At 68.1% G+C, this 26,010-nt stretch carries 24 protein-coding genes and 1 tRNA gene; 8 read left to right on the forward strand and 17 right to left on the reverse strand.

Translation table 11 applies throughout. The features are described 5' to 3' along the window. The first annotated feature begins 10 nt into the window (after positions 1-10). The 3 genes from ACFQ27_RS13410 (at position 11) to ACFQ27_RS13420 (ending at position 3,769) form a co-directional block, all read left to right on the forward strand. Positions 11-1,540 (forward strand): DNA primase family protein, encoded by a 1,530-nt coding sequence (locus tag ACFQ27_RS13410; protein ID WP_377353933.1) that lies wholly within the window; start codon positions 11-13, stop codon positions 1,538-1,540. Between the two features lie 178 nt (positions 1,541-1,718). After that, positions 1,719-2,129: a DUF2924 domain-containing protein gene (locus tag ACFQ27_RS13415; protein ID WP_377353955.1), complete on the forward strand. Its 411-nt coding sequence runs from the start codon at positions 1,719-1,721 to the stop codon at positions 2,127-2,129. Continuing rightward, positions 2,126-3,769 carry a recombinase family protein gene (locus tag ACFQ27_RS13420; RefSeq protein ID WP_377353934.1) on the forward strand — a complete coding sequence of 548 codons (1,644 nt, stop codon included), beginning with the start codon at positions 2,126-2,128 and terminating at the stop codon, positions 3,767-3,769. Before ACFQ27_RS13415 ends, ACFQ27_RS13420 begins: the two co-directional genes overlap by 4 nt. A 572-nt stretch (positions 3,770-4,341) precedes the next feature. Here the strand turns inward: ACFQ27_RS13420 and ACFQ27_RS13425 are convergent. Beyond that, positions 4,342-4,418 (reverse strand) — tRNA-Arg (locus tag ACFQ27_RS13425). A gap of 61 nt (positions 4,419-4,479) precedes the next feature. Between ACFQ27_RS13425 and ACFQ27_RS13430 the strand changes: the two genes are divergently transcribed. Further along, entirely contained in the window at positions 4,480-5,781 is a 1,302-nt protein-coding gene (locus ACFQ27_RS13430; RefSeq protein ID WP_377353935.1) for a dicarboxylate/amino acid:cation symporter, read from the forward strand. 7 nt (positions 5,782-5,788) lie between these two features. On the opposite strand, the gene ACFQ27_RS13435 is transcribed toward ACFQ27_RS13430, so the two are convergent. After that, positions 5,789-6,406 carry a glutathione S-transferase family protein gene (locus ACFQ27_RS13435; RefSeq protein ID WP_374348333.1) on the reverse strand — a complete coding sequence of 206 codons (618 nt, stop codon included), beginning with the start codon at positions 6,404-6,406 and terminating at the stop codon, positions 5,789-5,791. A 128-nt stretch (positions 6,407-6,534) separates the two neighbouring features. Here ACFQ27_RS13435 and ACFQ27_RS13440 point away from each other — a divergent pair, with 128 nt between their 5' ends. Both ACFQ27_RS13440 and ACFQ27_RS13445 read left to right on the forward strand, forming a co-directional pair. Further along, a complete protein-coding gene (locus ACFQ27_RS13440; protein ID WP_377353936.1) occupies positions 6,535-7,365 on the forward strand; it encodes an enoyl-CoA hydratase-related protein in 831 nt (276 codons plus the stop codon). Further along, on the forward strand, positions 7,362-7,745 hold the full coding sequence (locus ACFQ27_RS13445) for a nuclear transport factor 2 family protein (RefSeq protein WP_377353937.1): 384 nt from the start codon (positions 7,362-7,364) through the stop codon (positions 7,743-7,745). The genes ACFQ27_RS13440 and ACFQ27_RS13445 overlap by 4 nt, the downstream gene beginning before the upstream one ends. Before the next feature lie 45 nt (positions 7,746-7,790). On the opposite strand, the gene ACFQ27_RS13450 is transcribed toward ACFQ27_RS13445, so the two are convergent. The 9 genes from ACFQ27_RS13450 to mtnN all read right to left on the reverse strand — a co-directional run bounded on the left by ACFQ27_RS13450 (position 7,791) and on the right by mtnN (position 17,240). Beyond that, on the reverse strand, positions 7,791-8,450 hold the full coding sequence (locus ACFQ27_RS13450; RefSeq protein WP_377353939.1) for a GNAT family N-acetyltransferase: 660 nt from the start codon (positions 8,448-8,450) through the stop codon (positions 7,791-7,793). A 53-nt stretch (positions 8,451-8,503) separates the two neighbouring features. Next, a complete protein-coding gene (locus ACFQ27_RS13455) occupies positions 8,504-8,815 on the reverse strand; it encodes a TFIIB-type zinc ribbon-containing protein (RefSeq protein WP_377353940.1) in 312 nt (103 codons plus the stop codon). A gap of 211 nt (positions 8,816-9,026) precedes the next feature. Further along, on the reverse strand, positions 9,027-9,536 hold the full coding sequence (locus ACFQ27_RS13460; protein WP_374348322.1) for a 6-pyruvoyl trahydropterin synthase family protein: 510 nt from the start codon (positions 9,534-9,536) through the stop codon (positions 9,027-9,029). A 70-nt stretch (positions 9,537-9,606) separates the two neighbouring features. After that, entirely contained in the window at positions 9,607-10,116 is a 510-nt protein-coding gene (locus ACFQ27_RS13465) for a CarD family transcriptional regulator (RefSeq protein ID WP_374348320.1), read from the reverse strand. Between the two features lie 488 nt (positions 10,117-10,604). Further along, on the reverse strand, positions 10,605-10,946 hold the full coding sequence (gene fdxA / locus ACFQ27_RS13470; protein WP_374348317.1) for a ferredoxin FdxA: 342 nt from the start codon (positions 10,944-10,946) through the stop codon (positions 10,605-10,607). 64 nt (positions 10,947-11,010) lie between these two features. After that, complete coding sequence (locus tag ACFQ27_RS13475; protein ID WP_377353941.1) at positions 11,011-13,422, reverse strand: penicillin acylase family protein; 2,412 nt, start codon at positions 13,420-13,422, stop codon at positions 11,011-11,013. A gap of 197 nt (positions 13,423-13,619) precedes the next feature. Then, entirely contained in the window at positions 13,620-13,901 is a 282-nt protein-coding gene (locus tag ACFQ27_RS13480; RefSeq protein WP_377353942.1) for an RNA-binding S4 domain-containing protein, read from the reverse strand. After that, positions 13,898-16,453, reverse strand: a complete 2,556-nt coding sequence (locus tag ACFQ27_RS13485) for a helicase-related protein (RefSeq protein WP_377353943.1) — start codon at positions 16,451-16,453, stop codon at positions 13,898-13,900. The genes ACFQ27_RS13480 and ACFQ27_RS13485 overlap by 4 nt, the downstream gene beginning before the upstream one ends. A gap of 55 nt (positions 16,454-16,508) precedes the next feature. Beyond that, the gene (mtnN, locus tag ACFQ27_RS13490) at positions 16,509-17,240 is read right to left on the reverse strand and encodes a 5'-methylthioadenosine/S-adenosylhomocysteine nucleosidase (RefSeq protein WP_377353944.1); all 732 of its coding nucleotides are present in this window, start codon (positions 17,238-17,240) and stop codon (positions 16,509-16,511) included. A gap of 167 nt (positions 17,241-17,407) precedes the next feature. Here mtnN and ACFQ27_RS13495 point away from each other — a divergent pair, with 167 nt between their 5' ends. Together ACFQ27_RS13495 and ACFQ27_RS13500 are read left to right on the forward strand one after the other, a co-directional pair. Further along, positions 17,408-19,201 (forward strand): methyl-accepting chemotaxis protein, encoded by a 1,794-nt coding sequence (locus tag ACFQ27_RS13495; protein ID WP_377353945.1) that lies wholly within the window; start codon positions 17,408-17,410, stop codon positions 19,199-19,201. 66 nt (positions 19,202-19,267) lie between these two features. Continuing rightward, the gene (locus tag ACFQ27_RS13500; protein WP_377353947.1) at positions 19,268-20,791 is read left to right on the forward strand and encodes a M20/M25/M40 family metallo-hydrolase; all 1,524 of its coding nucleotides are present in this window, start codon (positions 19,268-19,270) and stop codon (positions 20,789-20,791) included. A gap of 202 nt (positions 20,792-20,993) precedes the next feature. On the opposite strand, the gene ACFQ27_RS13505 is transcribed toward ACFQ27_RS13500, so the two are convergent. From ACFQ27_RS13505 to ACFQ27_RS13530, 6 genes are all read right to left on the reverse strand, one after another. Continuing rightward, positions 20,994-22,832: a DUF885 domain-containing protein gene (locus tag ACFQ27_RS13505; RefSeq protein WP_377353948.1), complete on the reverse strand. Its 1,839-nt coding sequence runs from the start codon at positions 22,830-22,832 to the stop codon at positions 20,994-20,996. A 90-nt stretch (positions 22,833-22,922) separates the two neighbouring features. Beyond that, complete coding sequence (locus ACFQ27_RS13510) at positions 22,923-23,216, reverse strand: type II toxin-antitoxin system RelE/ParE family toxin (protein ID WP_377353949.1); 294 nt, start codon at positions 23,214-23,216, stop codon at positions 22,923-22,925. Between the two features lie 2 nt (positions 23,217-23,218). Beyond that, a complete protein-coding gene (locus ACFQ27_RS13515) occupies positions 23,219-23,461 on the reverse strand; it encodes a type II toxin-antitoxin system ParD family antitoxin (RefSeq protein ID WP_377353950.1) in 243 nt (80 codons plus the stop codon). Positions 23,462-23,501: 40 nt separating this feature from the next. After that, positions 23,502-24,632 (reverse strand): ABC transporter permease, encoded by a 1,131-nt coding sequence (locus ACFQ27_RS13520; protein WP_377353951.1) that lies wholly within the window; start codon positions 24,630-24,632, stop codon positions 23,502-23,504. Further along, on the reverse strand, positions 24,629-25,552 hold the full coding sequence (locus ACFQ27_RS13525; RefSeq protein WP_377353953.1) for an ABC transporter ATP-binding protein: 924 nt from the start codon (positions 25,550-25,552) through the stop codon (positions 24,629-24,631). The genes ACFQ27_RS13520 and ACFQ27_RS13525 overlap by 4 nt, the downstream gene beginning before the upstream one ends. Continuing rightward, positions 25,549-26,010 (reverse strand): HlyD family secretion protein (locus ACFQ27_RS13530; protein WP_377353954.1); only part of this gene is annotated, 462 nt, incomplete at its 5' end. The genes ACFQ27_RS13530 and ACFQ27_RS13525, both read right to left, overlap by 4 nt.

Raw genomic sequence — 26,010 nt, forward strand, 5'->3', positions numbered from 1 at the left:
GACAGGCCAAATGGCGCTCGACAGCGCGGAACTTCCGCCCCCCACCCCAGATAACCTGCTTGCAGAAGCGATGACGCTGACCAGCGAAACGCCGTCCTGCGTGGCCTATCGGCTGATTGCCGCTTCCCAGGCCTTGCCCGTGCCGCCGCCCAATCTTCTCGGTGTCCTGAGTGACCGGACGGGGTTGCCGATGGCCCGACTCAAGATGGCTGAAGCCCATATTCAGCGGCAGTGTGACCTGAAGCGCAGTAGTCCCGCCGCGGCCTTAGCGCTCGATACCATGGCTCAAACCTATGAGCTCGGGCTGCATCTCGCCGTGAACCCAGATCGCAGTCTGATGGAGTTTGTAGGTACGCATTGGGCCCCGATGAGCGACCACAAGCTTCGCGGAGTCATGTCGCCCATGCTTCTGTGTCGACCCGACACCTATGGCGGTTCCGCGTCGATCGTGGACCGGGCGATCAAGTTGGTGAAGGACCTCGCGCCGTCTGCGGACGACATCATGTCAGGTGACCCGCCGCCGGTTATCAATGCCCTCAACGGTGAAGTCTGGATCGACGCCAAGGGGAACGTCTGCCGAAGAGTTCATAGGCCTGAGACCGGCATGCGTTATGTGTCCCCGGTCACTTATGAGCCCGAGGCCAAGGCGCCGCGCTTTGAGCAGTTCATCAGCGACATTTTCTCCCCGTTGCTGGAGCCGGAGCGCGTTGCCGCGCACGCGTTGGAACTCCTGGGCTATGCGAGCCAGGGGCGGCGCGACATCCCCACCTGCCTGTTTCTTTGGGGAGCGGGCGCCAACGGCAAGTCGACCCTGCTGCGTGTGCTCGAAGCCGTGGTGGGGCGTGAGCAGATCTGGAGCGGCGCGTTGAGCGGGCTGTCAGCTGACCGCTTTGTCCTGGCCAACCTTGAGAACAAGCTGCTCTTCGTCGAGGACGACGGTGAGGCAGGGGAGAATCTGAAATCCGGGCTTCTGAAGAAGATCTCGGAGAACAAGGCGATCGACACTCGTCGGGTCCGCTCGACGCATGGCACCTCGTTCAATTCGATGGTGATGCCCATCATCGCGACGAATGGCGTGCCCCAGCTGGATGACACTTCCCGGGGCATGATGCGGCGTCTCCACGTCATCCCCTTTCAGCGGCACTTCAAGCCCGAAGAAATCAAACTTGGTCTTGCTCAGCAGATCATCGAGACGGAACTCCCAGGGGTGCTGAACCTGTTTATCGCGGGCCTGTCTCGGCTGCGCGAGCGCGGTCACTTTGAGCCGCCCAAGGCTTGCCTGGAGGCGCGCGACAGCTTCATCGCGGCCGCCAACCCGTTGCGTGCGTTCCTGGATGAGAAGTGCGCCAACGCGCCGGGGCAGCGCGTCAAGACCAGCGAGCTCTATGCGGCCTTCGCGCACTGGTCGCGCAGCCAAGGCCAGCGTCCGCCGTTCCCGGCGCGCAACCTCAAGCCGCGGCTGGAGTCGATGGGATACATCGTCCGCAAGAGCAACGTGATGGTCATCGAGGATTTGGCCTTCAAGCCTGGGGAGCCCTAGCCAGTGAAACCTCGAAAAGATCCTCCCAGATCTCCCAATCTCGTGGACTTCAAGCCCCCGATGAGCGGTACTTCGACATCGACCTGACCCCTGGCCTCGGCCGTGAGCCCACGCCGAGGCCCAGCCAGTAGGGGCGGCGCAGCGGCCGCGCCCTTCATGGAGGGGTGTTTTGGCGAAGTTGGCAGATGACATCAGGGCAGAAGTACGCGCTCTGGAGGGGCTCGATCTGGAGGGGCTCCGGGCTGAGTGGCGGCGCAGATTCGGCGCGCCACCCAGATTGCGGTCCTCAGACCTGCTGGCGCGCTTGCTAGCTTGGCGCATACAGGAAGCTTGGTTCGGTGGCCTTAGCCCAGAGACCTTGAAGCTGCTCGGGCAGCGCGGTGCAGCAGGCGGGCCGGATCTGAAGCCCGGTATGCGGCTTGAGCGGGAATGGCGTGGACAGCTGCAAACCGTCGACGTCGTCGAACAAGGCTTCCGCTGGGAAGGACGCATCTACCCCAGTCTGTCCAAGGTGGCGTTCGCCATCACTGGCGTGAAGTGGAACGGGCCACGCTTCTTCGGGCTCCGCGATAAGGGCGCGGACAAATGACCAAGAAGCTTAGGTGTGCGATCTATACCCGCAAGTCGTCCGACGAGGGCCTGGAGCAGGACTTCAACAGCCTTCACGCTCAACGGGAGGCCTGCGAAGCCTACATACGCAGCCAAGTCGGGGAGGGCTGGCAGCTGGTGCCCACGGCTTATGACGATGGGGCTTACTCTGGCGGGACGATGGAGCGACCGGCGCTTGCCCGCCTGTTGGCCGACACCGAGGCCGGACGGATTGACGTTGTCGTGGTCTACAAGGTCGATCGCTTGACGCGGTCATTGGCCCATTTCGCCAAGATCGTGGAAATCTTCGACGCGCGATCTGTCTCGTTCGTGTCGGTCACCCAATCGTTCAACACCACCACCAGCATGGGCAGGCTTACGCTGAACGTGCTGCTGTCGTTTGCGCAGTTCGAGCGCGAGGTCACGAGCGAACGCATTCGTGACAAGATCGCGGCCTCAAAGGCCAAAGGCATGTGGATGGGGGGATTGCCGCCCCTAGGCTACGACATCAACGGTCGATCGCTTTCGATCAATGAGCCTGAGGCGTCGTCCGTGCGCTGGATTTTCAGGCGCTATCTGGAACTTGGATCGGCGCGACTGCTCGCTTCAGAGTGCCTGGCTGCTGGGATCCGATCGAAGCGCTGGATAACCCGTGCGGGTGTCGAGAAAGGTGGGGTCGCACTGTCCCGGGGCGCGATCTTCCACATTCTCACCAGCCGCATCTATCTGGGGGAGATCGCTCACAAGGGCCAGGCGCACCCTGGCCTGCATCCCGCGATCGTCACGCGAGAGCTCTTCGACAAGGTCGCCGAGGCTCTGAACGACAAGGCCGCTGTCCGACGCCAAGGCGCGGCGAAAGCAACGTCAGGCGCCCTCGCCGGCGTGCTCTACGATGCGACAGGGCGCCCAATGAGCCCGAGTTTTGCCTACGGCAAGGGCGGCCGGCTTTATCGCTACTACATTTCGATGGACCTTCAGGTCGGGGCCCCAATGGCTTCGGCGGCCGATGTGATCCGACGGATTCCGGCCGAGCCCATAGAGGAGCTTCTCGTCACCGTCCTGCAGCGATTGTCTGGACGGCGAGGTGTTCAGACCGCGGAGCTCGCGCGTTACCTACGCAAGGTAGAAGCCCGCGCCGAAGAAACGCACCTGGTCATTGATGCCCAGCACCTTTTCGATGGCGATCACCCCGACCTAGCGCTGGCCGCTATCCGTCAGGGGCTTAAGGCGGGCGAACAGGCTGTGCCTGAACGAGATGGTGGGGACTGCATTCGAGTGGTGCTGCCCATACGCATGAAGTTGCGTGGTGGGCGTCGGCGCGTCCTTGGGGGCGACGCCTATCAGCGTAGGTCGCCGAACCCTGCAATCGTTGCGGCCCTTAAGCGAGCGCATCGTGACCTTGCTGCTCTGCACGCCTCGCCGCTCACGGCTGGAGACTTGATCGTTGAGGCGCAGGCGCCGCCAACGCAACATGAGCGGCAGATTGGGCGGCTAGCCTTCCTGGCTCCCGAGGTGCAGCAAGCTCTGCTCCAAGGGCGACACCACCCGGGGCTTTCTCTCCGGTCTTTACTGAAGACTCCGATGCCCTTGGCCTGGGCGGATCACGCTGATTGGATCGCTTCCCTAGATCGAGAACGATAGTTCCCGTTCTGCCTGATTGAATTCCCTAAGGAGGCCCGACAGATTCCCTAATGTTGCATAGGGAATTCAGGGCCCACGGGCGTAAAATATGGCGCAAGATCAGCGACTTGTACGCGACTGACGTCCCGTCCTGGCACCGGATTTCTCAGTTTTTCCCGACTGAATTCCCTATTGCAGGGAAATCCGTCACGGTTTTCGAGGCGCGGAGACCGGGCCCATTTGGGGCCCAGAATTCAGGGTGTTCGTGGCCGTTATTTCGGCTCGGCTGACGGATATGACCGGTCCAAGTCCTGGAATGTCAGGACTTTTTGGGGCGGGCTGCGCTGCGGAGACTGGTTGGTGCGCCTACTTGGCGGGTCGGAAGGGACTCGAACTTTTCTCGCATTCCGATGGTCGGGCTGAACGCCCGGAGTTTCCGGCGCCATTTCGGCGAATCCGTCACCTCGGAACCGGTGATTTCTCATAACAGGGAAATAGGCGCGAGGTAGGAAACCGCCTGACGGATTGAAGGTTGGAGGTTCGAGTCTCCTCCGCTTGTTCCCAAAAAACTGAGAAAAATCAACGTCACTGCGTGGCGGCCCGGGAGGGACTCGAACCCCCGACCTTCGCTTTAGGAAAGCGCTGCTCTATCCTGCTGAGCTACCGGGCCGTGCGGCGCGGTGATAGCGCAATGGGGCCGGGCTTGGAACAGCCGGCGAGGGGGATTTGCGATGGCGCTCTTGCGGCCGTTCAAGGTGCTTTATGTCCAGGTGCTGATCGGCATCGCCCTGGGAATCCTGGTCGGCGCCCTGTGGCCCGAGACGGGCGTGGCGCTGAAGCCGCTGGGTGACGGCTTCATCAAGTTGATCAAGATGGCCATCGCCCCGGTCATCTTCTGCACCATCGCCGGCGGCATCGCCCGGATGAGCGACATGAAGGCTTTTGGCCGGCTGGGCCTGAAGACCCTGCTCTACTTCGAGGTCGTCTCGACCATCGCGCTCGCCGTCGGCCTCCTGGTGGGCCGTACGGTGAAGCCGGGCGAGGGGTTCAATGTTGATCCCGCCACCCTCGATCCCTCCGTCGCCGCGACCTATGTCGAGAAGGCCCACGAGGCGCCGAAGCTGTCGGAATACCTGCTCGACCTGATCCCGGACACCTTTTTCGGCGCCTTCGCCGAGGGCGCGCTGCTGCAGGTGCTGGTGATCGCCATCATCACCGGCTTCGCCTGCACGCGGATGGGGGAGTTCGGCCACAAGGTGGCCCACTTCCTCGACGAGGCCTCGAAGGTATTCTTCGGGATCATCGGGGTGGTGGTGAAGCTGGCGCCCATCGGCGCCTTCGGGGCCATGGGGTTCACCATCGGCAAGTACGGGGTCGCGGCCCTGGTCAAGCTGGCGGCGCTGGTGGCGACCTTCTATGCGACCTCGCTGATCTTCGTGATCGTGGTGCTGGGGATCATTGCAGCCCTGGCCGGCTTCTCGATCTTCAAGTTCATCAGCTACATCCGAGAAGAGCTGCTGATCGTGCTCGGCACCTCGTCGTCCGAGTCCGTGCTGCCGCAGATGATCGAGAAGCTGCAGCGGCTGGGCGCGGGCAAGTCGACGGCGGGGCTGGTGATCCCGGCGGGCTACAGCTTCAACCTCGACGGCACCAACATCTACATGACCCTGGCGACCCTGTTCCTGGCCCAGGCCACCAATACGCCGATCACCTGGCAGCAGGAGCTGACCCTGCTGGCGATCGCCATGCTGACCTCGAAGGGGGCAAGCGGAGTGACCGGCGCCGGCTTCATCACCCTGGCGGCGACCCTGGCCGTGGTGCCCAACATCCCGATCGCCTCGCTGGCCCTGCTGGTGGGCGTGGACCGGTTCATGAGCGAGTGCCGGGCCCTGACCAATCTGGTGGGCAACGGCGTCGCGACCCTGGTGGTGGCGCGCTGGGACAAGGATCTGGACCAGCAGACCCTGGCCCGTGAACTGGCCCACGGGCCGAGGCCAGCGTCCGCCGCGCCGGTTGCCGGCGCAGCGGACTGAGCGGGGCCTAGGCCGCGGCGCTCGGGCGCGCCTTCACGCGCTCGAACCAGGCCTTGACCCAGCCGGCTTCGTCCGGGATCGGCTGGCCGACCTGGGCCCCGAAGGCCAGGAAGGCGAACAGCAGGATGTCGGCGAGGCTGAAGCGGTCGCCGCAGATGAAGGTGCGGCCCTGCATCTGGCCGTCCAGCCACAGCAGGCGATCGCGGGCGATGGCCTTCAGGTCCGCGGCGCCTTCCGCGCCCACCAGCTTCATGCGCGACTCGAACATCGGACGGCCTTCCGAAGCGCGGAAGCCGTTGGCCATGGGCTCGCAGACGCCGAGGTCGATGCGGCGGGTCCACATGCGGGTCTCGGCGCGCTCTTCCGGGGTCGAGCCGATCAGGGCCGGCGTCGGGTGCTTCTCCTCGATGTACTCGCAGATGACGGTGATCTCGGTGATCGTCGCGCCATCGGAGAGCTCGAGCGCGGGCGTCTGGCCGGCGATGTTGACCTTGTCCGCATAGGGCGGACGGCGGTTCTCGCCGCCCATGATGTCGACGGTGACCTGCGGGATGGTCAGGCCCTTTTCGGCGATGAACATGCGCACCATGTGCGGGTTCGGGCCGACGGAGGTGTGAAGCTTCATGGCGCGTTTCCTCTTGTTATGAGGTCGCGAGTTGCGGGCGCCGATCCGGGCGCGTCAAGCCGGACCCGACGTCAAGCTTTCCCTCCTTTGGGTCAACCGCCTAGGCTTCCCCAAAACGGGAGGACCACATGGCCGAAGAGCCCATTCTGCTGAGCGATGACCCCGCGCCACACGTGCGGCGACTGACCCTGAACCGGCCGAACAAGCGCAATGCGCTGTCCAACGCCCTGCGCGGCGAGCTGTTTGACGCGCTGGAGGCGGCGGACCGGGACCCGGAGGTGCGGGTGATCATCCTGCGCGGCGCCGGCAGTTGCTTCTCGTCCGGATACGACCTGTCGAGCCTGGGCGAGCTGCCGTTCCATACCGCCGGCGGACAGGGGCAATGGGCCAGGCACGTGGTCGAGGGCTGCTTCCGTATGTGGGACCTGGCCAAGCCGATCATCGCCCAGGTGCACGGCTGGTGCCTGGCGGGCGGCTCGGAGCTGGCTGTGGCCTGCGACCTGGTCTACGTCGCCGAGGACGCCCAGATCGGCTATCCGGCGGTGCGGACCATGAGCCCGCCGGACAACCAGTACCATGCCTGGATCGTCGGCATGCGCGCGGCGATGGAGCTGATGCTGACCGGCGACGCCTTCGACGGGCTGGAAGCGGTGCGGCTGGGCTTCGCCAACCGCGCGTTCAAGGCTGAAGACCTGGAGGCCGGCGTGCTGGAGATGGCGCAGCGGATCGCCAAGGTCGATCCGGAGCTGGCGCAGCTGAACAAGCGGCTGGTGCATCGGCAGATGGAGGCCATGGGCATGCGCGCCGGCATCCGCGCCGGCACCGACCTGCATGCTCTCGGCTGGCACACGCCAGCGAGCCGCACCTACATGGCCGAGCTGCGCAAGGGCGTGACGCAAGCGCTGCAGACCCGCGACAGCGCCTTCGGCGACTACCGGACCAAGGGAGAGGGCCAATGACCGCGGCTGAGATCCAGGCCCTGGCGGACCGCTTCTTCAGCGCTATCGAGGCCGGCGACATCGCCGCGGTCGGCGACTGCTACGCCGACGACGTGGTGATCTGGCACAATGACGACAAGCTGGAGACCGACAAGGCCGCGAACCTGAAGGTGCTGGGCGGCTTCATCCGCATTGCGCCGAAGCGCAGCTACTCAGACCGGCGGATGATCCTGATGGAGAACGGCTTCGTGCAGCAGCACGTGCTGATCGCCGAGCGTGCGGACGGCCGACGCCTGGAGCTGCCGGCGTGCCTGGTGATCCAGGTGGCGAACGGCCGGATCACCCGGCTGGACGAGTACCTGGACTCCGCGACGGTGAAGGCCTGGAGTTTAGCCACTTGATGAAGTGGTATTGAAACCCGAAGCGATGCGTCAAAAACGGACGTATCAGACGGCGTAGACGGCGACAGCGGCCAGGGTCTGAAAGCCCATGGCGGTGTAGAGTTTTTCGCCTGCCTGGGTGGACAGGAGCAGGGCGCGGGTGGCGCCCTGGCTGTGCGCATGGGCCAGCAGGCCGGACATCACGGCCTGGCCCAGCCCCCGGCGCCGAAAGTCCGGATGGGTGGCGACCCTGTCCACCACGATGTCGCCGCCTTCGCCAAACGCGTAGTGGGCGGCCGCCGCGATGCGGCCCGCTTGGCGGACCACGAAGTGGAACACCCCGTCAGCGGCCGGCGCGCGGGCGTAGGTCGCGTCGGCCTCCAGTTCGGCCAGGGCGCGGGCGGTGGTCAGCTCCTCGACCGGATAGGACAGCGCCGCCTCGGGGCGGGGCAGGTGAACGGCCATGAAGTATTCGGAGGAGACCAGCACCTGACCGGGCGGCGGCGGCTCGGCCGGTCCGCGATCTGGATCAAAGACGGTCAGCCAGACGTCGCGGGCCAGAGGCTCGGGCGTCGGACGGCCCTTGACCGCGAAGTGCTCCGCTACCTGCTTGGCGCCCGGCGGATAGGCGACGAACACCCCGTAGGGCGCGGCGGCGATGCGCGAGCCGATGAGCCCGCGCGCGTGCGCATAGCCCTTCACAAGCGAGGAGAGGTCGGCGTCCATGGGGCTGGCTTAGCCAGGGCCGTCGCCGCGATCCAGCGGAGTTGCGGCTCGGGTCAGTCGAAGATGTCGAACAGGTCGAGTTTCTTCTTCTTCGGATAGCGGTGACGGTGGTCGTCGTCGTCCCAGCGGGGGCGGCGGTAGTCGTCGTCACGCTCGTAGCGCGGCGGTGGCGGCGCATGGGTCTGAAACGGCGGCGCCTGCGGGGCGGCGGCGCGCGCCTCATCCTCTGCGGCGGCCATCAGCTTCTCCAACTCGCCGCGGTCGAGCCAGACACCCCGGCAGGTCGGGCACATGTCGAACTCGACGCCGCGCCGGTTCACGCTGGACATGGAAGCGTTGCAATTGGGCCAGAGCAGAAGGGGCACGAGCGATCCTCTTGAATTGGATCGGGTGCGCCGCGCCGCGGGCCTGGGGGGCAGGGGAACCCCGGCATCGAGCGCACCCGATGCGGTCCGACATCACGATCTCCATGATCGTCAGAGGGGCCCGGCCCGCGTCTAGGATGTAGGGATGGGTTGAGGGGTTTCAAGGGGGCGGGACGTCTCCTCCCCCATGCGAATGGGGGAGGAGGAGGATCTATGCGCCCTTGATGGCCGCCTGCAGGGCTTCGGCGGTGACGGATTTCAGGACGTGGGCGGGGTTCTCGTAGATGCCGCTGTTGGCGCCGTGTTCGGAGCACTCGACGGAGACCACCCAGCAGCGGCCCTTGGTGGCGGCGTGGATCATGGCCTGGACGTTTTCGAACACATAGGCGGCCAACTGTTCGCAGCTCGCGCCCGGCACCACGCGGACCTCAGCCAGGCCGAGTTCGCCCAGGCGGACCAGCTCGTCGCGCTGGGGGTCGTCGTCGGCCACCAGCAGCTTGTGGTCGAAAGTGGCGTGCAGCCATTCGCGGACGGGTCCGAACCCGCCCTTGCCGAAGTCGATCACCCAGCCGCGATGATCCAGTTGTTCGGCGGCGAACACGAACTTGAAGCCCAGGGAGTAGCCGTGCAGCAGGTTGCAGTGGCTGTCGGCCGACCACTGCCGCATGGCGCAGGAAAGCCCGCGCTCGTTGCCGTAGTCCTTGGTCGAATAGAAGGCCATCGGGGGGATCCTGAAAGCACAACGCCCGGCCTTTCGGCCGGGCGTCGCAATACGCTCGGCGGGGCGCCTGCTAAGCGGCCGCGGCCTTGGTGAGGCTCTTGTTGAGGATGGTGATCGCGGCTTCGCGGTCGATGCGCTCAATGGCGGCGACTTCGCGGGCCATGCGGTCCAGGGCCGACTCATAGAGCTGGCGCTCGGAGTAGGACTGTTCCGGCTGGTTCTCGGCCCGGTGCAGGTCACGAACCACCTCGGCGATCGAGATCAGGTCGCCCGAGTTGATCTTGGCTTCGTATTCCTGGGCGCGGCGCGACCACATGGTGCGCTTCACCCGGGCGCGGCCCTTCAGGGTGGTCAGGGCCTGGCTGACGACATTGCCTTCGGCCAGCGACCGCAGGCCGGCGCCGCGCGCCTTGGCGGTCGGCACGCGCAGGGTCATTTTCTCGTGGTCGAAGGTGATCACATAGACTTCGAGCGAATAGCCGGCGACTTCCTGGGTCTCGATGCCCTGTACCTGCCCCACGCCGTGCGCGGGATAGACCACGTGATCGCCAACCGAGAATTCCAGACCGCTCTTGCTCATCAGCTCAAGTCCTTTCGACCTCGTCCGGCCGGCCTACGCGACGCCTGGTCAACCCCTTGCTCCAAAGACAAATAAGGCCCCTCCGCAAACCTTGCGCGGCGCCGAACCTCTTGAAACGGGATTAGACCTCTAAGACACCCTTCGCCTTGTTTAGGCGCACATCGGCCGGAAACGGCTCTTCTGCAGTTAAGACAGGGCGCGCCTTGGGCGCGATCACCGTGTCGTCTTTGACGATAGCATAAAATTCAGCCGATTGAAAGGCTTGCCCCCGGCGGCTGCCGCGCGCCTTCCCCAAGGTCCGCGGCAGGGCTTATGCCATAAGGGAGTCAGCGGGCGTCTTGAGGATGCTCCCCCTCTGGGGGAGCTGCCCCGAAGGGGCTGAGGGGGCCGGCGCGCAGCGACGGTATCCGACTCGGCTACCGCTTGCTGTCGCAAGCCGCCCCCTCCGGCCCTCTGGGCCACCTCCCCCAGTGGGGGAGGAGTGGGGATCAGGACCCCGTGCCGGGCTTTTCGCTGAAGTACTTCTCGAACTTGCCGGTCTCGCGCTCGTACTGTTCGCGGTCCGCCGGCGGCTCGCCCTTGACGGTGATGTTCGGCCAGATCTTGGCGTACTCGGAATTGATCCGCAGCCACTTGCCGTCCGGATCGTCCTCAGTGTCGGGCTTGATCGCGTCGACGGGGCATTCCGGCTCGCAGACGCCGCAGTCGATGCATTCGTCCGGATTGATCGCCAGGAAGTTCTCGCCTTCGTAGAAGCAGTCCACCGGACACACCTCGACGCAGTCCATGAACTTACATTTGATGCAGGCATCCATGACGATGTAGGTCATCGGGCGATCTCTTCCGGCGAACTTCCAGGGAGGGCCGGCGTTTTCAATGTGCGTGCGCCCGATGTCAATGGCGGCGGTCCGTCGCGACCCGCAACTTATCTGCAAGCGATGATAGGGCGGGCGGATCGCGGCCTGGAACCAGCTCCAGCACCTCCTCGGTCGCCGCTTCCACCGCCGCGCGGGAATAAAGCAGGGGCGCGTACTGGCCCGAGACCCACAAGGGGAACAGGTCGCGGAAGTGCGGGCTGTCGGGGTTTCCCGACTGGCCGGGGGTGTTGATCACCAGGCTGTTGTCCCAGGCGCCCACGTCCAGGACCATGCGGAACGAGGCCCCGGCGGTGAGGCGGAAGTCGCTCTCGCGCCAGGTGGCGGCCATGGGCGACAGGCCGGTTCCGCTCATCGGCGCGGGTCCTGCGCCGAGCGCGGCCTTTTGGTCGGCGGGGGCGAGGGGGGTGAGCGCATGGTGGAACTCCGCCACGTGCAAGCGACCCCAGCTCCAGGTCGTGACATCGGGACCCATGCGGCCGGTGAGTTCCTGCATGGCCGACTTCAGGGCGGTGAGCAGGACGGCGTCGCGGCCCGCCGTCGGGTCGGGGCCGAACGCCTGGTCCGGCGCCTGGAGGTAGCGGGTGACGGCGGCGAGGTCGCCCTGGCCCAGGATCGGGCGGGCGGCGGCGGGAGCGGTGCGGGCGATGACGGCGCCGCCCAGGTGCTTTGTCGCCCAGGTCTCGTAGACAGCCGCCGCCGCGCTGTGCGCGCCGGTTCGCAGGTCCCAGGTGCGCAGCAGGTTCAGGGCCTGGCTCACCTGCGGGTCATCGGACTTCAGGGGTTGCAGCAGGGCGATCAGCGGGCGGGCTGAGACGTCGGTCGGGTCGGTCTGCAGGGTGGCGGCGTCGCGGATGCTGACCTTGGGATTGGCCCCCAGCACCTCGCTGATGCGGTTGAGGCGCGAGGCGTTGGACCATTCGAATCCGACCTTGCGCTCGGCCACGGGATAGCCGTCGGGCAGGTTCATGGCGTTGGCGGTGGCGATCCAGCCCTGGGCGGGGTCCGCGGCGCTGGGCAACTCGTCGGCCTTCAGGAAGCCCGCCCACTCATAGCGGCCGTCGCCGGGCACAGGGGTCAGGCCGTCCCAGTTGGGTCGGCGCGGCACGAGGCCGGCGGCCACCCAGCCGATGTGGCCGGCGGTGTCGGCATAGACCTGGTTCTCGGTGGGCGCGCCCCAATGGTCGAGCGAGCCCTTGAAGGCCGGCCAGGAGGTGGCCGACATGTAGCCCGTGGAGCCGAAATAGGCGCTGGTCCCCGGCGCGCTCCAGGCGGTGCGCAGGGAAAAGGCGCGATGCTTGTCCGCCGTCTCGTGGATCACCGGGCCGTGGCGGGTGAACTTCAGGGTGATGGTGCGTGGCTTGGCCTCGCCCTTGACCACCAGCTTCTCCTGGACGAGGCGCATGGCCTCCCAGCCCTGGCCATAGCGGTAGCGGTTCGCGTCCTTCGGATCGGTCTCGTAGACGTAGAGGTCTTCCTGGTCGGCCGGGAAGATGGTCAGACCGAAGGCGGCGGTGGCGTTGTGGCCGATGGAGACGCCGGGCAGGGCCGGCTCGCCCGCCCCGATCACCGAGAAGCCAGGCGCCTCCAGGTGGGCGATGTAGCGCAGGGAGGGCAGGCTGTGCTCCCGGTGCGGGTCGTTGGCCAGGATCGGCCGGCCGGTGGCGGTGTGTGACCCGGCGATGGTCCAATTGTTGGAGCCGAGCGCATCGGGCGGAATGTCCAGGGCGGCGCGGGCCTGGGTTCCGCCGAACTTCACCCCTTGGGTGGCCAGCTGGTAGTCGTCGAGCACGTCGGCGGGGATGTCGCAGGGATCGAGGCCGGCGGGCAGCTTGGGCGCCCAGTCGGGTTCGAGGTTCTTGTAGAGCCGGGCGGCGTCGATCCCGGCGACACAGGCGATGCGGGCGCGACCGACCTCATTGGTCACGTTGCGGGTCAGGCCATGGCTGCGGATGCGGACCACGTCGTCCGGCGACCAGAGGTCGGGCTTTGAGCCCGCCAGGGCGAACTCCTTGGGCAGGGGCCGCGCGCCGGCCCGGATCTCGCGGACATAGGCGTTGATCCCGGCCACGAAGGCGTCAGTCGAGGACCGCGCGTCGGGGCCATAGCTGGCCCACTCGGTTTTCATGTCGCCCCGGAACAGGAACAGGCGGGCGGCGCGGTCCTGAGCGGCGTAGGCCGGCCCGAAGTCCTTGGCCAGCAGGCCCAACCCGCGCTTGCGCCACAGGTCGATCTGCCACAGCCGGTCGCGGGCGACGTTGTAGCCCTGCAGGAAGAAGGCGTCGCGGACGCTGCCGGCGTAGATGTGCGGGACGCCGTAGCGGTCGATGCGGATCTCGGCTGGCTTTTCCAGGCCGGCGACAGGGTGCGGGGCGGCCTGGGCCTGGGTGGTCAGACAGACGGCCGCGATGGCCAGGGCCAGGCGCTTCATGAGTGTTTCCCCCGTTTTGGCCATGGTGGACCTGTGGGCTCGCTCGGGGAAGAGCCGCATTGCCCCGTGTCATCCCGGCCGTAGCGAAGCGGAGAGCCGGGACCCATACGCGCGGGTCTCGCCGGATGGATCTGTGTCTATGGGTCCCGGATAAGCGCTGCGCGCTTTCCGGGATGACATCAGAGGTTCGCGAGGAGCTATTCCTCCAGCGCCGTATACAGCCCGCGAGCCTCGGCCGGGGGGCCGCGGCGCTCGCCCAGGGCTTCGATCTGGATGGCGATGAGGCGGCCGCCGACGGCGAAGACCAGGTGGTCGCCGGGCTTCACCGGCCGCGCGCACTTGTCGAGGCGGGTCTCCGGCGCGGCGCCGCGGGTCAGGCGGACCTTGCCCTCGTCCACGAACTTGGCGGCCAGGGTCCGGGTCTTGAAGAACCGGGCGCGCCAGAGCCAGACATCGGCGCGGCAGGCGTCCTCGCTCATGACGTCGCCTTCGCAGGTCGGCGTCGTTTCGGCCGGCGCCCGGCGGGCTTGGCCGGGCGGGGTGGCGGGGCCTTGAGGGCGGCCAGGGCGCCGAAGGGCGAGGCGGCGGGCGCGGCGGGCTCGATCTTGGGCGTCTTGGGCTTGTCGTTGCGGCGGCGCCAGGCCTGAGGCTCGCCGGGCTTGGGTTTGGCGGTGGTGGTGTAGCCCAGGGCCTTCAGCACCTCGCGCAACTGGGCCTCGGTCCAGCCCAGGGTTTCGCGGTCCTGCTCGGCGACCAGCACGGCGGGACCCTGTTTCGGCGCGGCCCGCAGCAGGCCGTCCAGCCGCTCCAGCGCCTCGACCGGAACCGCCCAGGCGCCGACGGCGCGCAGGCCGAAGGCGGCGAGCTGCAGGGGCGAGGGCGGCGGCTGGGGCAGGGGGGTGACGGCGTCGATGGCCGGCCGCCAGGTCTTGCCGACAAAGCCTTGCACGAACGCCATGGCCTCGGGCCGCAGCAGGGCGGGCAGCCAGATGGAGAAGGCGCCCAGGCGCACGCCCAAGCTTTTCAGGATGCGGCGCTCTGGCTGGCTCAGCGCCCGGGCCTCCTCGCGCACCAGGGCGCGGTCGAGCACGCCGCCGGCCTCGATCAGGCGGTAGGCGAGGCCGCGGGCCAGGCCCTTGACCTTGCCGTCGGCGACAGCGGCCTCGAGCCGCTTCAGTCCGCCCAGGCGGCGGCCGGCCTCGGCGGCCAGGAAGGCCTCGATGCGGCGGGCGGCGCGTTCGCGTGCGGCGCCGTGGCCGAGCTCGCCATAGAGCCGCACACGGGGCTGGAAGGCCGAGCCCCCCGCCAGGGACGCCGTGGCCTCGCCGCGCCACAGGATCACCCCGTCGGGCTGCAGCTTGAAGGCGTCGTCCGAGGCGGCGGCCAGCTGGCCCAGGCGCTTGGCGATCTCCGGTCCCACCGCGGCGACCGCGGCGGCGCGCAGGGCCTTTTCCTCCAGCATGGAGGCGCCGCGGGCGGGCTGGAAGGCGACGCCGGTGAGCCGGCCCACATGCTGGCCCTCCACCGTGACGTCGCCGGCGCCCGAGACCCCGGCCAGCATGTCCTCGCGCACGCGCAGGCCGCGCATCAGGGCGCTGGTCCGCCGGTCGACGAACCTCGCCATCAGCTTTTCGTGCAGGGTGTCGGAGAGCCTGTCTTCGAGGGCGCGGGTGCGACCCTGCCAGCCGGCGGCGTCGGACAGCCAGTCGGGGCGGTTGGCGGCGTAGGCCAGGGTCCGGACATTGGCCAGGCGGTTGGAGAGGGTGTCGATCTCGCCGTCCAGCCGGTCGAGGTGGCGGATCTGGCCCTCCATCCAGTCGGGCGGAATGCGGCGGTCGCGGCGGGTCAGGAAGCCGAACAGGTCGCGCAGCAGGCGGATGTGCTCTTCCTGGCTGGTCTTCCGGAAATCCGGGGTCTGGCAGATGTCCCACAGGCGCATCAGGGCCTGGCGGTCGCGGCAGCGATCGGCGACCTCCGGGTCCGAGGACAGCTGGCGCAGGGTGATCTCGTCCAGGGCCTCGGCCGAGAGCTTCAGCCCCTCGCGCTCCGGCGGGCGGGAAAGCGACCGCATCAGGTTGTGCAGGCTGGAGAAGTCGAGGTCGGCGTTGCGCCACTCGGCCGCCGTGACCGGCTCGAATCGGTGGTCCTGGACGGCGGCGACCAGGTCCTCGTCCATCTCGTCGCAATCGCCGGTGACGCCGAAGGTGCCGTCGGTGCGGAAGCGCCCGGCGCGGCCGGCGATCTGGCCCACCTCCTGCGGGTGGAGGTAGCGGTTGCGCTTGCCGTCGAACTTGCGAAGGCCGGCGAAGGCCACATGGTCGACGTCCATGTTCAGGCCCATGCCGATGGCGTCGGTGGCCACCAGGAAGTCGACCTCGCCGGACTGGTAGAGGGCGACCTGGGCGTTGCGGGTGCGCGGGCTGAGCGAGCCCATCACCACGGCGGCGCCGCCCCGCTGGCGGCGGATCAGCTCAGCGATGGCGTAGACCTGGTCGGCGCTGAAGGCGACGATGGCGCTGCGGCGGGGCAGGCGGGTCAGCTTCTTGGAGCCGGAATAGGAAAGGTTCGAGAACCGCTCGCGGCTGACGATCTCGGCCTTGGGCAGGAGGCGGCGGACCAGGGGCGCCATGGTCGCGGCGCCCATCAGCATGGTCTCGCAGGTGCCGCGCGCGTGCAGCAGGCGGTGGGTGAAGACGTGGCCGCGCTCGGGGTCGGCGCACAGCTGGATCTCGTCTACGGCCAGGAACTCGACCTGGCGGGACAGGGGCATGGCCTCGACGGTGCAGACGAAATAAACCGCGCGCGGCGGGACGATCTTTTCCTCGCCGGTGATCAGGGCGACGCGGCTGGCGCCCCGGGCCTTGACGATCCGGTCGTAGATCTCGCGGGCCAGCAGGCGCAGCGGCAGGCCAATCATGCCCGAAGCGTGGCCGAGCATCCGCTCCACGGCCAGGTGGGTCTTGCCGGTATTGGTCGGCCCCAGGACCGCCACGAGCCGTGGCGGCGCCGCGCCGGACGGGCGGTCACTCATGGGCTCGAAAGTGGGACGGGATTCGGCCGGCCACAAGCGCGGCCGCGTGAAATCCTCAAGCCTGCGCCAGGATGTCCAGCAGTTCGACGACGCAGAGGGCGGAATTGCGCGCCGCCATGGCCGCCATCTGCGGATAGGTCAGGTGGCTGTCCTCGCCGGCCAGGTCGGACAGGGTGCGGATCACATAGAGAGGGACGCCCCACTCCTCGGCGATCTGGGCGACGGCGCCGCTCTCCATGTCTATGGCGTCGGCGCTGAGCGCGGCGTGGAGGGTGTCGCGGGTCGTAGCGCAGTTCAGGAAGTGGTCGGCGGTGGTGATCCCACCCAGGGCCACGGGGGCGTCCAGGCGCGGGGCGAGGTGGTCACGAAGGGCCTCGAGCCGGGCGCGGACCTCGGCTGAGACGGGCGCCAGGGCGGTGAGTTCGTCAGCGCCTACTGGAATGCCGCCGGACAGGGTGCGGATGAAGGTCTCGCCGGCCACCAGGCCGTAGTCGTGGATCCCCAGCCGTTCGCCCAACAGGACGGCGCCGACCCCATAGGCGGGGTTCAGGCCGCCGGCGACGCCCGAGAAGATCAGGGTTTTGGCCTCGTAGACGGAGAGCAGCAGGGTCGCCGCGGCCGCCGCATTGACCTTGCCGATGCCGGAGAGGGCGACGGCGATCGCCTGGCCGTCGTGGGTTCCGGTCCAGACCTGGGTCGGGCCGAAGGTGCGGGGCGGATCCTCGGTGTGGAAGCGGGCCCGCAGGGCGTCCCGCTCCTCGGGCGTGGCGCAGAGAATGCCGTACACGGGCGGGCTCCGTTCTGAACCCGGCCTAAAGCCGCTCAAAGCCTTCTGGCGTCAAGGGTCGGCGGGGTCGGCGCTGCGACAAAACGTCTACCAAAGGCCAAGCTTGTTGTCGCCGACCCGCACAGGGTTAAGGTTCCACCAGGGGGCGAACTTCAGGGGTTACACGCATGACGATCAAGGCGTGCATCAACGGCTTTGCGCTAGCACTTCTAGTTGTCATCACCGCGGCCATGATCGTCGGGGGCGTGAGCCTCGCCCGCCTGCGGGTCGAGGGTCCGCTCTATCGGCAGATCGTCGACAGCAAGGACCTGGTGGCCGATGTGCTGCCGCCGCCTCTCTATCTCATCGAAGCCTATCTGACGGCGCGCGAAGCCGCCGGCGGCGACCTGACGCCCCAGGACGCCGACGCCAAGCTGACCCGGCTCAGGCAGGACTACGACCAGCGGGTCGGCTACTGGGAGAAGGTCGACCTGCCGAAGGATGTCCGCGGCCTGCTGCGCGATGGGGTGCTGCCGTCGGCGGACCGGTTCTGGGCGGCCTGCGGCGACCGTCTCCTGCCGGCCCTGAAGCGCGGCGACGCCGAGACCGCGCGGGCCGCGGTGGTCGGGCTACGCGGCGCCTATCTCGAACATCGCCGGGCCGTGGACGCCCTGGTGAGCGCGGCCGTGGCCCATGTGGGCCGCAACGAGGCCCTGGCCCGCACGGAGATCCTTGAGATCCTGGGCGCGATGGTGGTGATGAGCCTGGTGCTCTACGCCCTGCTGGGCGCCGGGATCATGATCCTGCGCACGCGGGTGCTGGCCCCGATCGTCGACCTGTCGACCTTCACCCAGCGCCTGGCCGCAGGCGAGTTCGACCTGCGCTCCCCCTCGATGAAGCGCCCGGACGAGGTGGGCGAGGTGGCGCGCTCCATCGACGCCTTCAAGGTCGGGGTCGTGGCCCGCGAAGCCGAGGCCGCCCGCCTGCGGGCGGAGAACGAGAGCGAGGCCGAGCGCCGGCTGTCGGCGGCGCGCGAAGCCGAAGCGCAGGCTCGCGAGGCGGTGATGCTGCGTCTCGCCGAAGGCCTGTCGCGGCTGGCGAAGGGCGACCTGACCCAGCGCCTCAACGAGGCCTTTCCGGAGGCCTTCGAGGCGCTGCGCGCCGACTTCAACGCCGCGGCCCATGCATTGAGCCAGACCCTGGGCGAGGTCGCCGAGATCGCCGGCGCCGTGGGCGCGGAGGCGGAGGACGTGCGCACCGTTTCGGACCAGATCTCGCGGCGCACCGAAGCCCAGGCGGCGAACCTGGAGCAGACGGCGGCGGCGCTTGAGGAGATTTCCTCGGCTGTGAAGGCCAGCTCCGAGAACGCCCAGGCCGCGAACCGGGTGGCCGACGCGGCCCGCGCCCAGGCCGAGGCCAGCGGCGCGGTGGCGGAAAACGCCGTCCAGGCCATGCAGCGGATCAGCGCGTCGTCGGGCCAGATCGGCCAGATCATCGGCGTCATCGACGAGATCGCCTTCCAGACCAATCTCCTGGCGCTCAATGCCGGCGTGGAGGCCGCCAGGGCCGGGGAGAGCGGCAAGGGCTTCGCGGTCGTGGCCTCCGAGGTCCGGGCGCTGGCCCAGCGCTCGGCGGATGCGGCGCGCGAGATCAAGGCGCTGGTGGAGAGCGCCGCCGCCGAGGTCGAGGCGGGCGTCGGCTCGGTGGCCGCCGTCGGCGACACCCTGGCCGGCATCGCCGCCCAGGTCGCGCGGATGGACACCCTGATGCGGGAGATCACCCGCTCAGCCGCGGAGCAGGCCGCCGGCCTGTCCAGCGTCAGCCAGGCGGTCAGCCAGATGGACATCGCCACCCAGCAGGCCGCCGCCCAGGTCACCGACGCGGCCCACGCCAGCGACGCCCTGTCCAAGGACGCCAGCCTGTTGAAGCAGTTGATGGACCGTTTCCGCACCAATGGCCGGGCTTCGCAGCTGGCGGCCTGAAGCCGGCTTTCCGCCGCGCCTGAAGTCTCCTAGCCTTCCGCTCCGGATCGCTTGAGGGGAATGATCATGATGCGCGCAGGTATGATGGATCGGCGGGGCCTGCTGGCCGGGGCGGCGGCCGGGGGCGCGATGCTGACGCTCGGGGGACGGGCGAGCGCCGCGACGCCGGACCTGAAGGCGATCCGCGCCCAGATCGACAAGCGTCACGACGAGGCGGTCCAGCGGCTGCAGACCTGGATTCGCCAGCCCTCCATCTGCGCCGAGGGCGTGGGCATGGAGGAAGGCTGCAAGCTGACCATGGAGATGCTGAAGGACGCGGGCTTCCAGTCCGTGACCCGCATGCCCACCGATGGCGCGCCGGGCATCTTCGCGACCCTGGACGCGGGCGCACCGCGCACGGTGGGGCTCTACTTCATGTACGACGTGAAGCAGGTGAACCCGGCCGAGTGGATCTCGCCGCCCTTCGAGGCGAACCTCATGGACAAGCCGGGCTTCGGCAAGGTGCTCTATGGGCGCGGCGCCGTGAACCAGAAGGGGCCGGAGGCGACCTTCCTGGCCGCCCTGCACGCCATCCGCGGGGCCGGCAAGAAGCTGCCGGTGAACCTGGTGCTGGTGGCCGAGGGCGAGGAGGAGATCGCCTCGCCGCATTTCCCGCAGGTCGTGCGCCGGCCCGAGGTGCTGAAGGCCCTGTCCAAGTGCGGCGAGGTCTGGATGCCCATGGCGGGCCAGGACCCGGACGGCTCGGTCGGCATCAACCTGGGCGCCAAGGGGGCGGTCGAGCTGGAGCTGATCTCCACGGGCGCCAAGTGGGGCCGTGGGCCGGCCAATGACATCCATTCCAGCCTGAAGGCGGTGCTGGACAGCCCGGCCTGGCATCTGGTGCAGGCGCTGACCACCCTGGTCTCGGCGGACGGTAACGACCCGGCCATCGACGGCTGGTACGAGCACGTGAAGCCGCTCACCGCCCGCCAGAAAGAGCTCATCGCCCAGGCCGTCGCGGCCCAGGACGAGAAGGAAGTCATGAAGCAGATGGGCGTGCAGCACTGGGTGCGCGACCTGCCCTACCAGGCGGCGATGGAGCGCCTGGCCGCGGAGCCGACGGTGAACATCCAGGGTCTTGTCGGTGGCTATACGGGCGTGGGCGGCAAGACCATCCTGCCGAGCCGTGCGGTGGCCAAGATCGACCTGCGTCTGGTGCCCGACCAGACCGCGGCCGACTGCATCGCCAAGCTGAAGGCGCACCTGGCCAAGCGCGGGTTCGGGGATATCGAGGTGAAGGTCACGGGGGGCTATGACCCGACCCAGACCGAGGAGACGTCAGGCCTGATCCAGTCGGAGCTGGCGGTCTATCGTCGCCGAGGCCTGACGCCCTTGATGAACCCCCGGCTCGCGGGCTCCTGGCCGGGCTACATCTTCACCGGCGCGCCGGTGTCCAAGCCCGCCGGTCACTTCGGACTGGGCCATGGCTCGGGCGCGCATGCGCCCAACGAATACTATGTGATCGAAAGCTCGAACCCGAAGGTCGAGGGCATGGACGGGGCGACCCAGTCCTATGTGGAGTTCCTCTACCAGCTGGCCTCGACGCGGTAGGGGGCGGCGCTTCATCCTCCCCTGCAACGCGGGGGAGGAGCTAGAGCGCCAAGTTGCTCCCCCTCTGGGGGAGCTGTCGCGGAGCGACTGAGGGGGCCGGCCCGCAGGGACGGACTGCTGAGACGGCTACCGCTTGCTGGCGCAAGCCGCCCCCTCCGGCCCTCTGGGCCACCTCCCCCAGAGGGGGAGGAGCCTTTCGGCCTCAGCCCTTCTTGGCGCTGGCGATGTAGTTGTCGATCACCTGGTCCAGGACGGTCAGCGGGGTGCCGCCGGCGAGCAGGCCCGCATCGTGGAACTTGCGGATGTCGAACTTGCGGCCCAGGGCCTTCTTGGCGCGCTCGCGGCCGTTCAGCCAGGTGATCTTGCCGACCATGTAGCTGGAGGCCTGGCCCGGCCACACGCAGTAGCGCTCGACCTCGGTGATGGCGCTGGCCTCGTTGTCACCGATGGTGTCGATGAAGAACTTCAGCGCCTGCTCGCGGCTCCACTTCTTGGAATGCATGCCGGAATCGACCACCAGGCGCACGGCCCGGAACATGGCGTCGTGGATCATGCCGATGTGGCCGAGCACGTCGTTGTCGTACATGCCCATCTCCACCGCCAACTGCTCGGCGTAGAGCGCCCAGCCCTCGGAATAGCCCGAGAAGCCGATCACCTTGCGGATCAGCGGCAGGTCGCCGGCCTCGTTGTTGAGGGCGAGCTGCAGATGGTGGCCCGGAATCCCCTCGTGATAGGTCAGGGTCGGCAGGGTCCAGGACGGGTTCTCGGCCGTGTCGCGCAGGTTGATCCAGTAGATCCCCGGGCGCTTCCCATCCAGCGACGGCGAATTGTAGTAGCCGCCCGGCGCCCCGGCCTCGATGGCCGGGGGCACGCGGCGGATGTCCAACGGAGCCTTGGGCAACTGCCCGAAGTACTTGGGCAGCTTGGCCGAGATGATCTTCACCTGCTCGTTCAGGTGGGCCAGCAGCTGCTCCTTGCCCGCGTCCGTGTTCGGGTAGTGCTGCTTGGGATCCTCGTACATGGCCCGGTAGCGCTCGCCGACGCTGCCCTTGGTGTAGCCGGCCTTCTTCATCAGGGCGTCGGCCTGGGCGCCCAGGCTCTTGCACAGCTCCAGGCCCAGCTTGTGGACCTCCTCCGGGGTGATGTTGGAGGTCGTGTATTGGCGCAGGGAGGTGGCGTAGTACTCGTCGCCCTTGGGCAGGCGCCAGACGCCGGCGTCGTGGGTGGCCTTGGCGCGCAGGGACTTCAGCAGGTCGGCCTGCCGCTGGAGGGCGGGGCGGACCTTCTCGGCGTAGAGGCCCTCAGCCTGGGCGGCCCAGTCGCCGTCGATCTTCTTCTCGGCCGTGCGGCGCACGATGCTCTTGACCACCGGCGCGTCGGCGGGGGCGTAGGCCAGGAAGGCGTTCATCTGGGTGAGCGCCTTGTCGAGCACGAAGTCGGGCGGGGTGACGCCCAGGCCCACGTCGTGGCGGACCACCTCGGCTTCCTGGTCCATCAGACGGCCGAAGGCCTCGAGGCGGGCCATATAGGCGTCGGCGTCGGACTTGGTCTCCAGGACGTGCTGGTTGTCCAGGAAGTCCGGCATCGACTGGTAGGAGCCGGTCAGCTGGGACAGGACATAGGGTGCGCCTGCGCCCTGGCCGCCGTACTCGAACTTGCGGTTGCCCTCGTCCTGGACGTCCAGGGTGAAGAGCACGGTGTCATAGTTGACCGCGTCCATGCCGGACAGCTGCTTGCGGTCGATGGCCCGCAGTTCGGCGATCTGCTTGGCGGTGTTGGCCTTGTTCTCGGCCAGGGCGGTCAGGGAGAAGTCCGACAGCTCGGACTTGGTCCAGGCCAGCACGCCGTTGTCGATGCCGAGATATGTCGGCAGCTCGGGCGAGCGGCGGAACGACTCGGCCATGGCCCGGTCGAACATGGCGTACATCTTGGCGGCCTCGCCCGTGGGCTTGGCGGCGGCGGCGGCCAGGGCCGCCTTGGGCAGGGCGGCGGCGGCGCCGAAGGCGGCGGCGGTGGCGAGAAGGTCGCGACGGCTGTGCATGTGGTCTTTGGTCCCCTGGGCGTGCGCAGTTTGTCACACCTGTTACGCCAGGGCGGGCGGCCTGTGACCTTAAATCGTCGTAAGGCGGGCTCAGAGGTGGCTGTCGATGTCCATGCTCTGGTGCAGGATGCGCACGACCTCAATGCCGTCGGAGGTCAGCCTGTAGAAGACCGGGTGGGAGCCTGAGCCGATCTTGAAGTAGCCAGGCCGGATGTCATCGCAGGCGCGGCCTTGCCGGGGACGTGCGGCGACGCCCTCAAGGGTCCGCTGCAGCTGGCGGACATAGCGCTCGGCCTGGGCTACGCCCCATCTCTCAACTGTGAAGTCCCAAATGTCCTCAATGTCCGACTGCGCACGCGGTGTGAGGACATAGGACGGCGTCACGGTCAGGCGCCTCGTCCAGCCTTGCGGTCGAGGAAGGCGTCGAAGTCGAAGGGCGTCGCGGGGCCACTTTCCTCGCCCGCGACCAGCGCAGACCGCAGAGCCTCGAGGCGAAGCTCCCGTTCCTCAAGCAACCTCAGGCCAGCCCGCACGACATCGCTTGCCGACCCGTAGCGGCCCGTTGCGACCTCCTGCTCAATAAAGCTGCTGAAGTGATCGCCGAGGCTGAACGATGTGCTCTTGCTCATGCGAGACTGATACCAAAAACTGGTATTCGCGCAATGCCGCCTAGTCCAGCGTCCGGCGATACCGCGCCATGGCCAGGGCCGTGACGACGCAGACGAAGGCGGTGAGCGCCGCGAGTTCGCGCCACATGTCCGGCAGGGCCTGGCCTTTCAGGAGGGCGCCGCGGACCACGCGCAGGAAGTGGGTGACCGGGATCGCCTCGCCGAGGACTTGCGCCCAGATTGGCATGCCGCGGAAGGGGAACATGAAGCCGGACAGCAGGATCGAGGGCAGGATGTAGAAGAAGCTCATCTGCATGGCCTGCAGCTGCGAGCGCGCCACGGTGGAGATCAGGAAACCCAGGGCCAAAGAGCCCAGGATGAACAGGGCGATCCCCAGGCCGAGACCGGGGCCCGGCGCTTCCATCGGCACCTGGAACAGGGTGCGCGCGATGATCAGGATGATCACGGTCTGTATGAGGCCGACGGCCACATAGGGCGCGAGCTTTCCGATCATCACCTCGATGGGCTCGACCGGCGTCGACAGCAGGCTCTCCATGGTGCCGCGCTCGGCCTCGCGGGTCATGGACAGCGAGGTCATCAGCACCAGGGTCATGGACAGGATCACGCCCAGCAGGCCGGGCACGATATTGTAGGCGGTGACGGCTTCGGGATTGTAGCGGCGGTGAACCACCACCTCGAACGGGCTCCTGGCCTGGCGCTGGGCCAGGGCGCCGCGCAGGTCCCGCGACAGGGCCTGGGCTGGCAGGGCCGACAGGGCGGCGACGGCGCCGTTGGTGGCCGTGGGGTCGGTGGCGTCGGCCTCGACCAGGATCTGAGCCTTGTCGCCGCGCACCACGCGGCGGGTGAAGTCGCCAGGGATGGTGATGGCGAACTGGACCTCGCCAGAGCGGACCAGGTCGTCCAGTTCGGCGACGCTGCGCGCCTGGACCGTGAGGTCGAAGAACTCGCTGGTCTTCAGCGCGGTGACGATGGAGCGGGCGAAGGCGCTGTCCTCCTGGACCAGGACGGCGGTCGGCAGGTGGCGGGGCTCGGCGTTGATGGCGTAGCCGAACAGCAGCAGCTGGATCACCGGCAGGGCCAGCATCATGGCGTAGGTCAGCCGGTCCCGGGTGAGCTGCTTGAACTCCTTGATCAGAACCGCGGCGATGCGGGTGGCCGAGATCCCGCTCATTGGAAGTTGTCCTGTGACTGGTCCATCAGCCGGATGAACACGTCCTCCAGGCTGGGGGCGGTCTGCGTCCAGATGAAGGGCTCGCGCCGCCAGGGGGCGATGGCGGCCTCCAGGGCGGCGCGGTCGGTCCCGGAGACATGCAAGGATGCGCCGAACGGGGCGGCCATGGCGACGCCGGGCCGGGCGGCGATCTCATGGGCCAGGCGGTCGATCCCCGGACCCTCGCCGTTGAAGGTGACCAGGCCCGAGCCGGCGACGACCTGGTCCGCCGTGCCGCGGGCGATCAGGTGGCCATAGGCGATGTAGGCGATCTCGTGACAGCGCTCGGCCTCGTCCATGTAGTGGGTGGAGACCAGCACGGTCAGGCCCTGACCCGCCAGCTCGTGGATCTCGTCCCAGAACGTGCGGCGGGCCTTGGGGTCGACCCCGGCGGTGGGCTCATCCAGCAACAGGAGCCGGGGTTCGTGCAGGGTGGCGACGGCCAGGGCCATCCGCTGCTTCCAGCCGCCGGACAGGGTCCCGGCCAACTGGTCCCGGCGGCCGGCGAGGCCCAGGCGCTCCAGGGCCTGGTCGACCCGTTCGCGGCGGCGGTCGAGGCCGTGGACGCGGGCGGCGAACATCAGGTTCTCGGCGATGGTCAGGTCGTCATAGAGTGAGAACTTCTGGGTCATGTAGCCGACCCGGCGCTTGATGGCGGCGGCGTCGCGGATGATGTCGAGGCCCAGGCAGGTTCCCGTCCCGCTGTCCGGGGTGAGCAGGCCGCAGAGCATCCGAAGCGTGGTGGTCTTGCCCGAGCCGTTGGGACCTAGGAACCCGCAGATGCGGCCGGTGGGCACCTGGATATCGACATCGGCGACCACGCGCTTGTCGCCGAAGCTCTTGTTCAGGCCCCGGACGTCGATGGCCAGGGGCTCATTCACTTGGCGCGCTCCAGAGGGGTGACGTCCACCGGCTGACCGGGGTTCAGCTGCACGCTGGGCTGGGCCTCAACCAGGTACACCAGCCGGTCGCGGGCCTCGCGGCTGTAGATCACCGGCGGAGTAAATTCGGGCCGGGGGCTGATGTAGGTGATGCGGGCGGTGAGGCCGGCTGCGCAGCCGTCGCAGGCGAAGCGGACGGTCTTGCCCGGCCCATAGGCCGACAGGGCCTGTTCCGGCACGAAGAAGCGCAGGCGCACCCGGTCGTCGGGCAGCAGGGCCAGGATCGGCTGGTTGGCCGGGACCCATTCGCCGGGTTGGTAGAAGACATCCTCGATGCGGCCGGCGGCCGGCGCCTTGGGGGCGATGTCGGTCAGGCGGGCCTGCGTGGCCGCAAGGCCCGCGCGGGCCTGTGCGACCTGGGCGTCGGCGGCGCGGATCTGGCCCTCGCGGGCGCCGAG

It is taken from the genome of Phenylobacterium conjunctum, assembly GCF_042679085.1.
GTDB lineage: Bacteria > Pseudomonadota > Alphaproteobacteria > Caulobacterales > Caulobacteraceae > Phenylobacterium > Phenylobacterium conjunctum.

Excerpts from the sequence above, each read along its gene's own strand:
- ACFQ27_RS13445 (WP_377353937.1), top strand. The coding sequence starts at position 7,362 with ATGACCGCGGCTGAGATCCAGGCCCTGGCGGACCGCTTCTTCAGCGCT.
- ACFQ27_RS13475 (WP_377353941.1), bottom strand. The coding sequence starts at position 13,422 with ATGAAGCGCCTGGCCCTGGCCATCGCGGCCGTCTGTCTGACCACCCAG.
- ACFQ27_RS13430 (WP_377353935.1), top strand. The coding sequence starts at position 4,480 with ATGGCGCTCTTGCGGCCGTTCAAGGTGCTTTATGTCCAGGTGCTGATC.
- ACFQ27_RS13465 (WP_374348320.1), bottom strand. The coding sequence starts at position 10,116 with ATGAGCAAGAGCGGTCTGGAATTCTCGGTTGGCGATCACGTGGTCTAT.
- fdxA (WP_374348317.1), bottom strand. The coding sequence starts at position 10,946 with ATGACCTACATCGTCATGGATGCCTGCATCAAATGTAAGTTCATGGAC.
- ACFQ27_RS13495 (WP_377353945.1), top strand. The coding sequence starts at position 17,408 with ATGACGATCAAGGCGTGCATCAACGGCTTTGCGCTAGCACTTCTAGTT.
- ACFQ27_RS13410 (WP_377353933.1), top strand. The coding sequence starts at position 11 with ATGGCGCTCGACAGCGCGGAACTTCCGCCCCCCACCCCAGATAACCTG.
- ACFQ27_RS13420 (WP_377353934.1), top strand. The coding sequence starts at position 2,126 with ATGACCAAGAAGCTTAGGTGTGCGATCTATACCCGCAAGTCGTCCGAC.
- ACFQ27_RS13480 (WP_377353942.1), bottom strand. The coding sequence starts at position 13,901 with ATGAGCGAGGACGCCTGCCGCGCCGATGTCTGGCTCTGGCGCGCCCGG.
- ACFQ27_RS13440 (WP_377353936.1), top strand. The coding sequence starts at position 6,535 with ATGGCCGAAGAGCCCATTCTGCTGAGCGATGACCCCGCGCCACACGTG.
- ACFQ27_RS13500 (WP_377353947.1), top strand. The coding sequence starts at position 19,268 with ATGATGCGCGCAGGTATGATGGATCGGCGGGGCCTGCTGGCCGGGGCG.
- ACFQ27_RS13435 (WP_374348333.1), bottom strand. The coding sequence starts at position 6,406 with ATGAAGCTTCACACCTCCGTCGGCCCGAACCCGCACATGGTGCGCATG.
- ACFQ27_RS13485 (WP_377353943.1), bottom strand. The coding sequence starts at position 16,453 with ATGAGTGACCGCCCGTCCGGCGCGGCGCCGCCACGGCTCGTGGCGGTC.
- ACFQ27_RS13515 (WP_377353950.1), bottom strand. The coding sequence starts at position 23,461 with ATGAGCAAGAGCACATCGTTCAGCCTCGGCGATCACTTCAGCAGCTTT.
- ACFQ27_RS13450 (WP_377353939.1), bottom strand. The coding sequence starts at position 8,450 with ATGGACGCCGACCTCTCCTCGCTTGTGAAGGGCTATGCGCACGCGCGC.
- ACFQ27_RS13505 (WP_377353948.1), bottom strand. The coding sequence starts at position 22,832 with ATGCACAGCCGTCGCGACCTTCTCGCCACCGCCGCCGCCTTCGGCGCC.
- ACFQ27_RS13460 (WP_374348322.1), bottom strand. The coding sequence starts at position 9,536 with ATGGCCTTCTATTCGACCAAGGACTACGGCAACGAGCGCGGGCTTTCC.
- ACFQ27_RS13520 (WP_377353951.1), bottom strand. The coding sequence starts at position 24,632 with ATGAGCGGGATCTCGGCCACCCGCATCGCCGCGGTTCTGATCAAGGAG.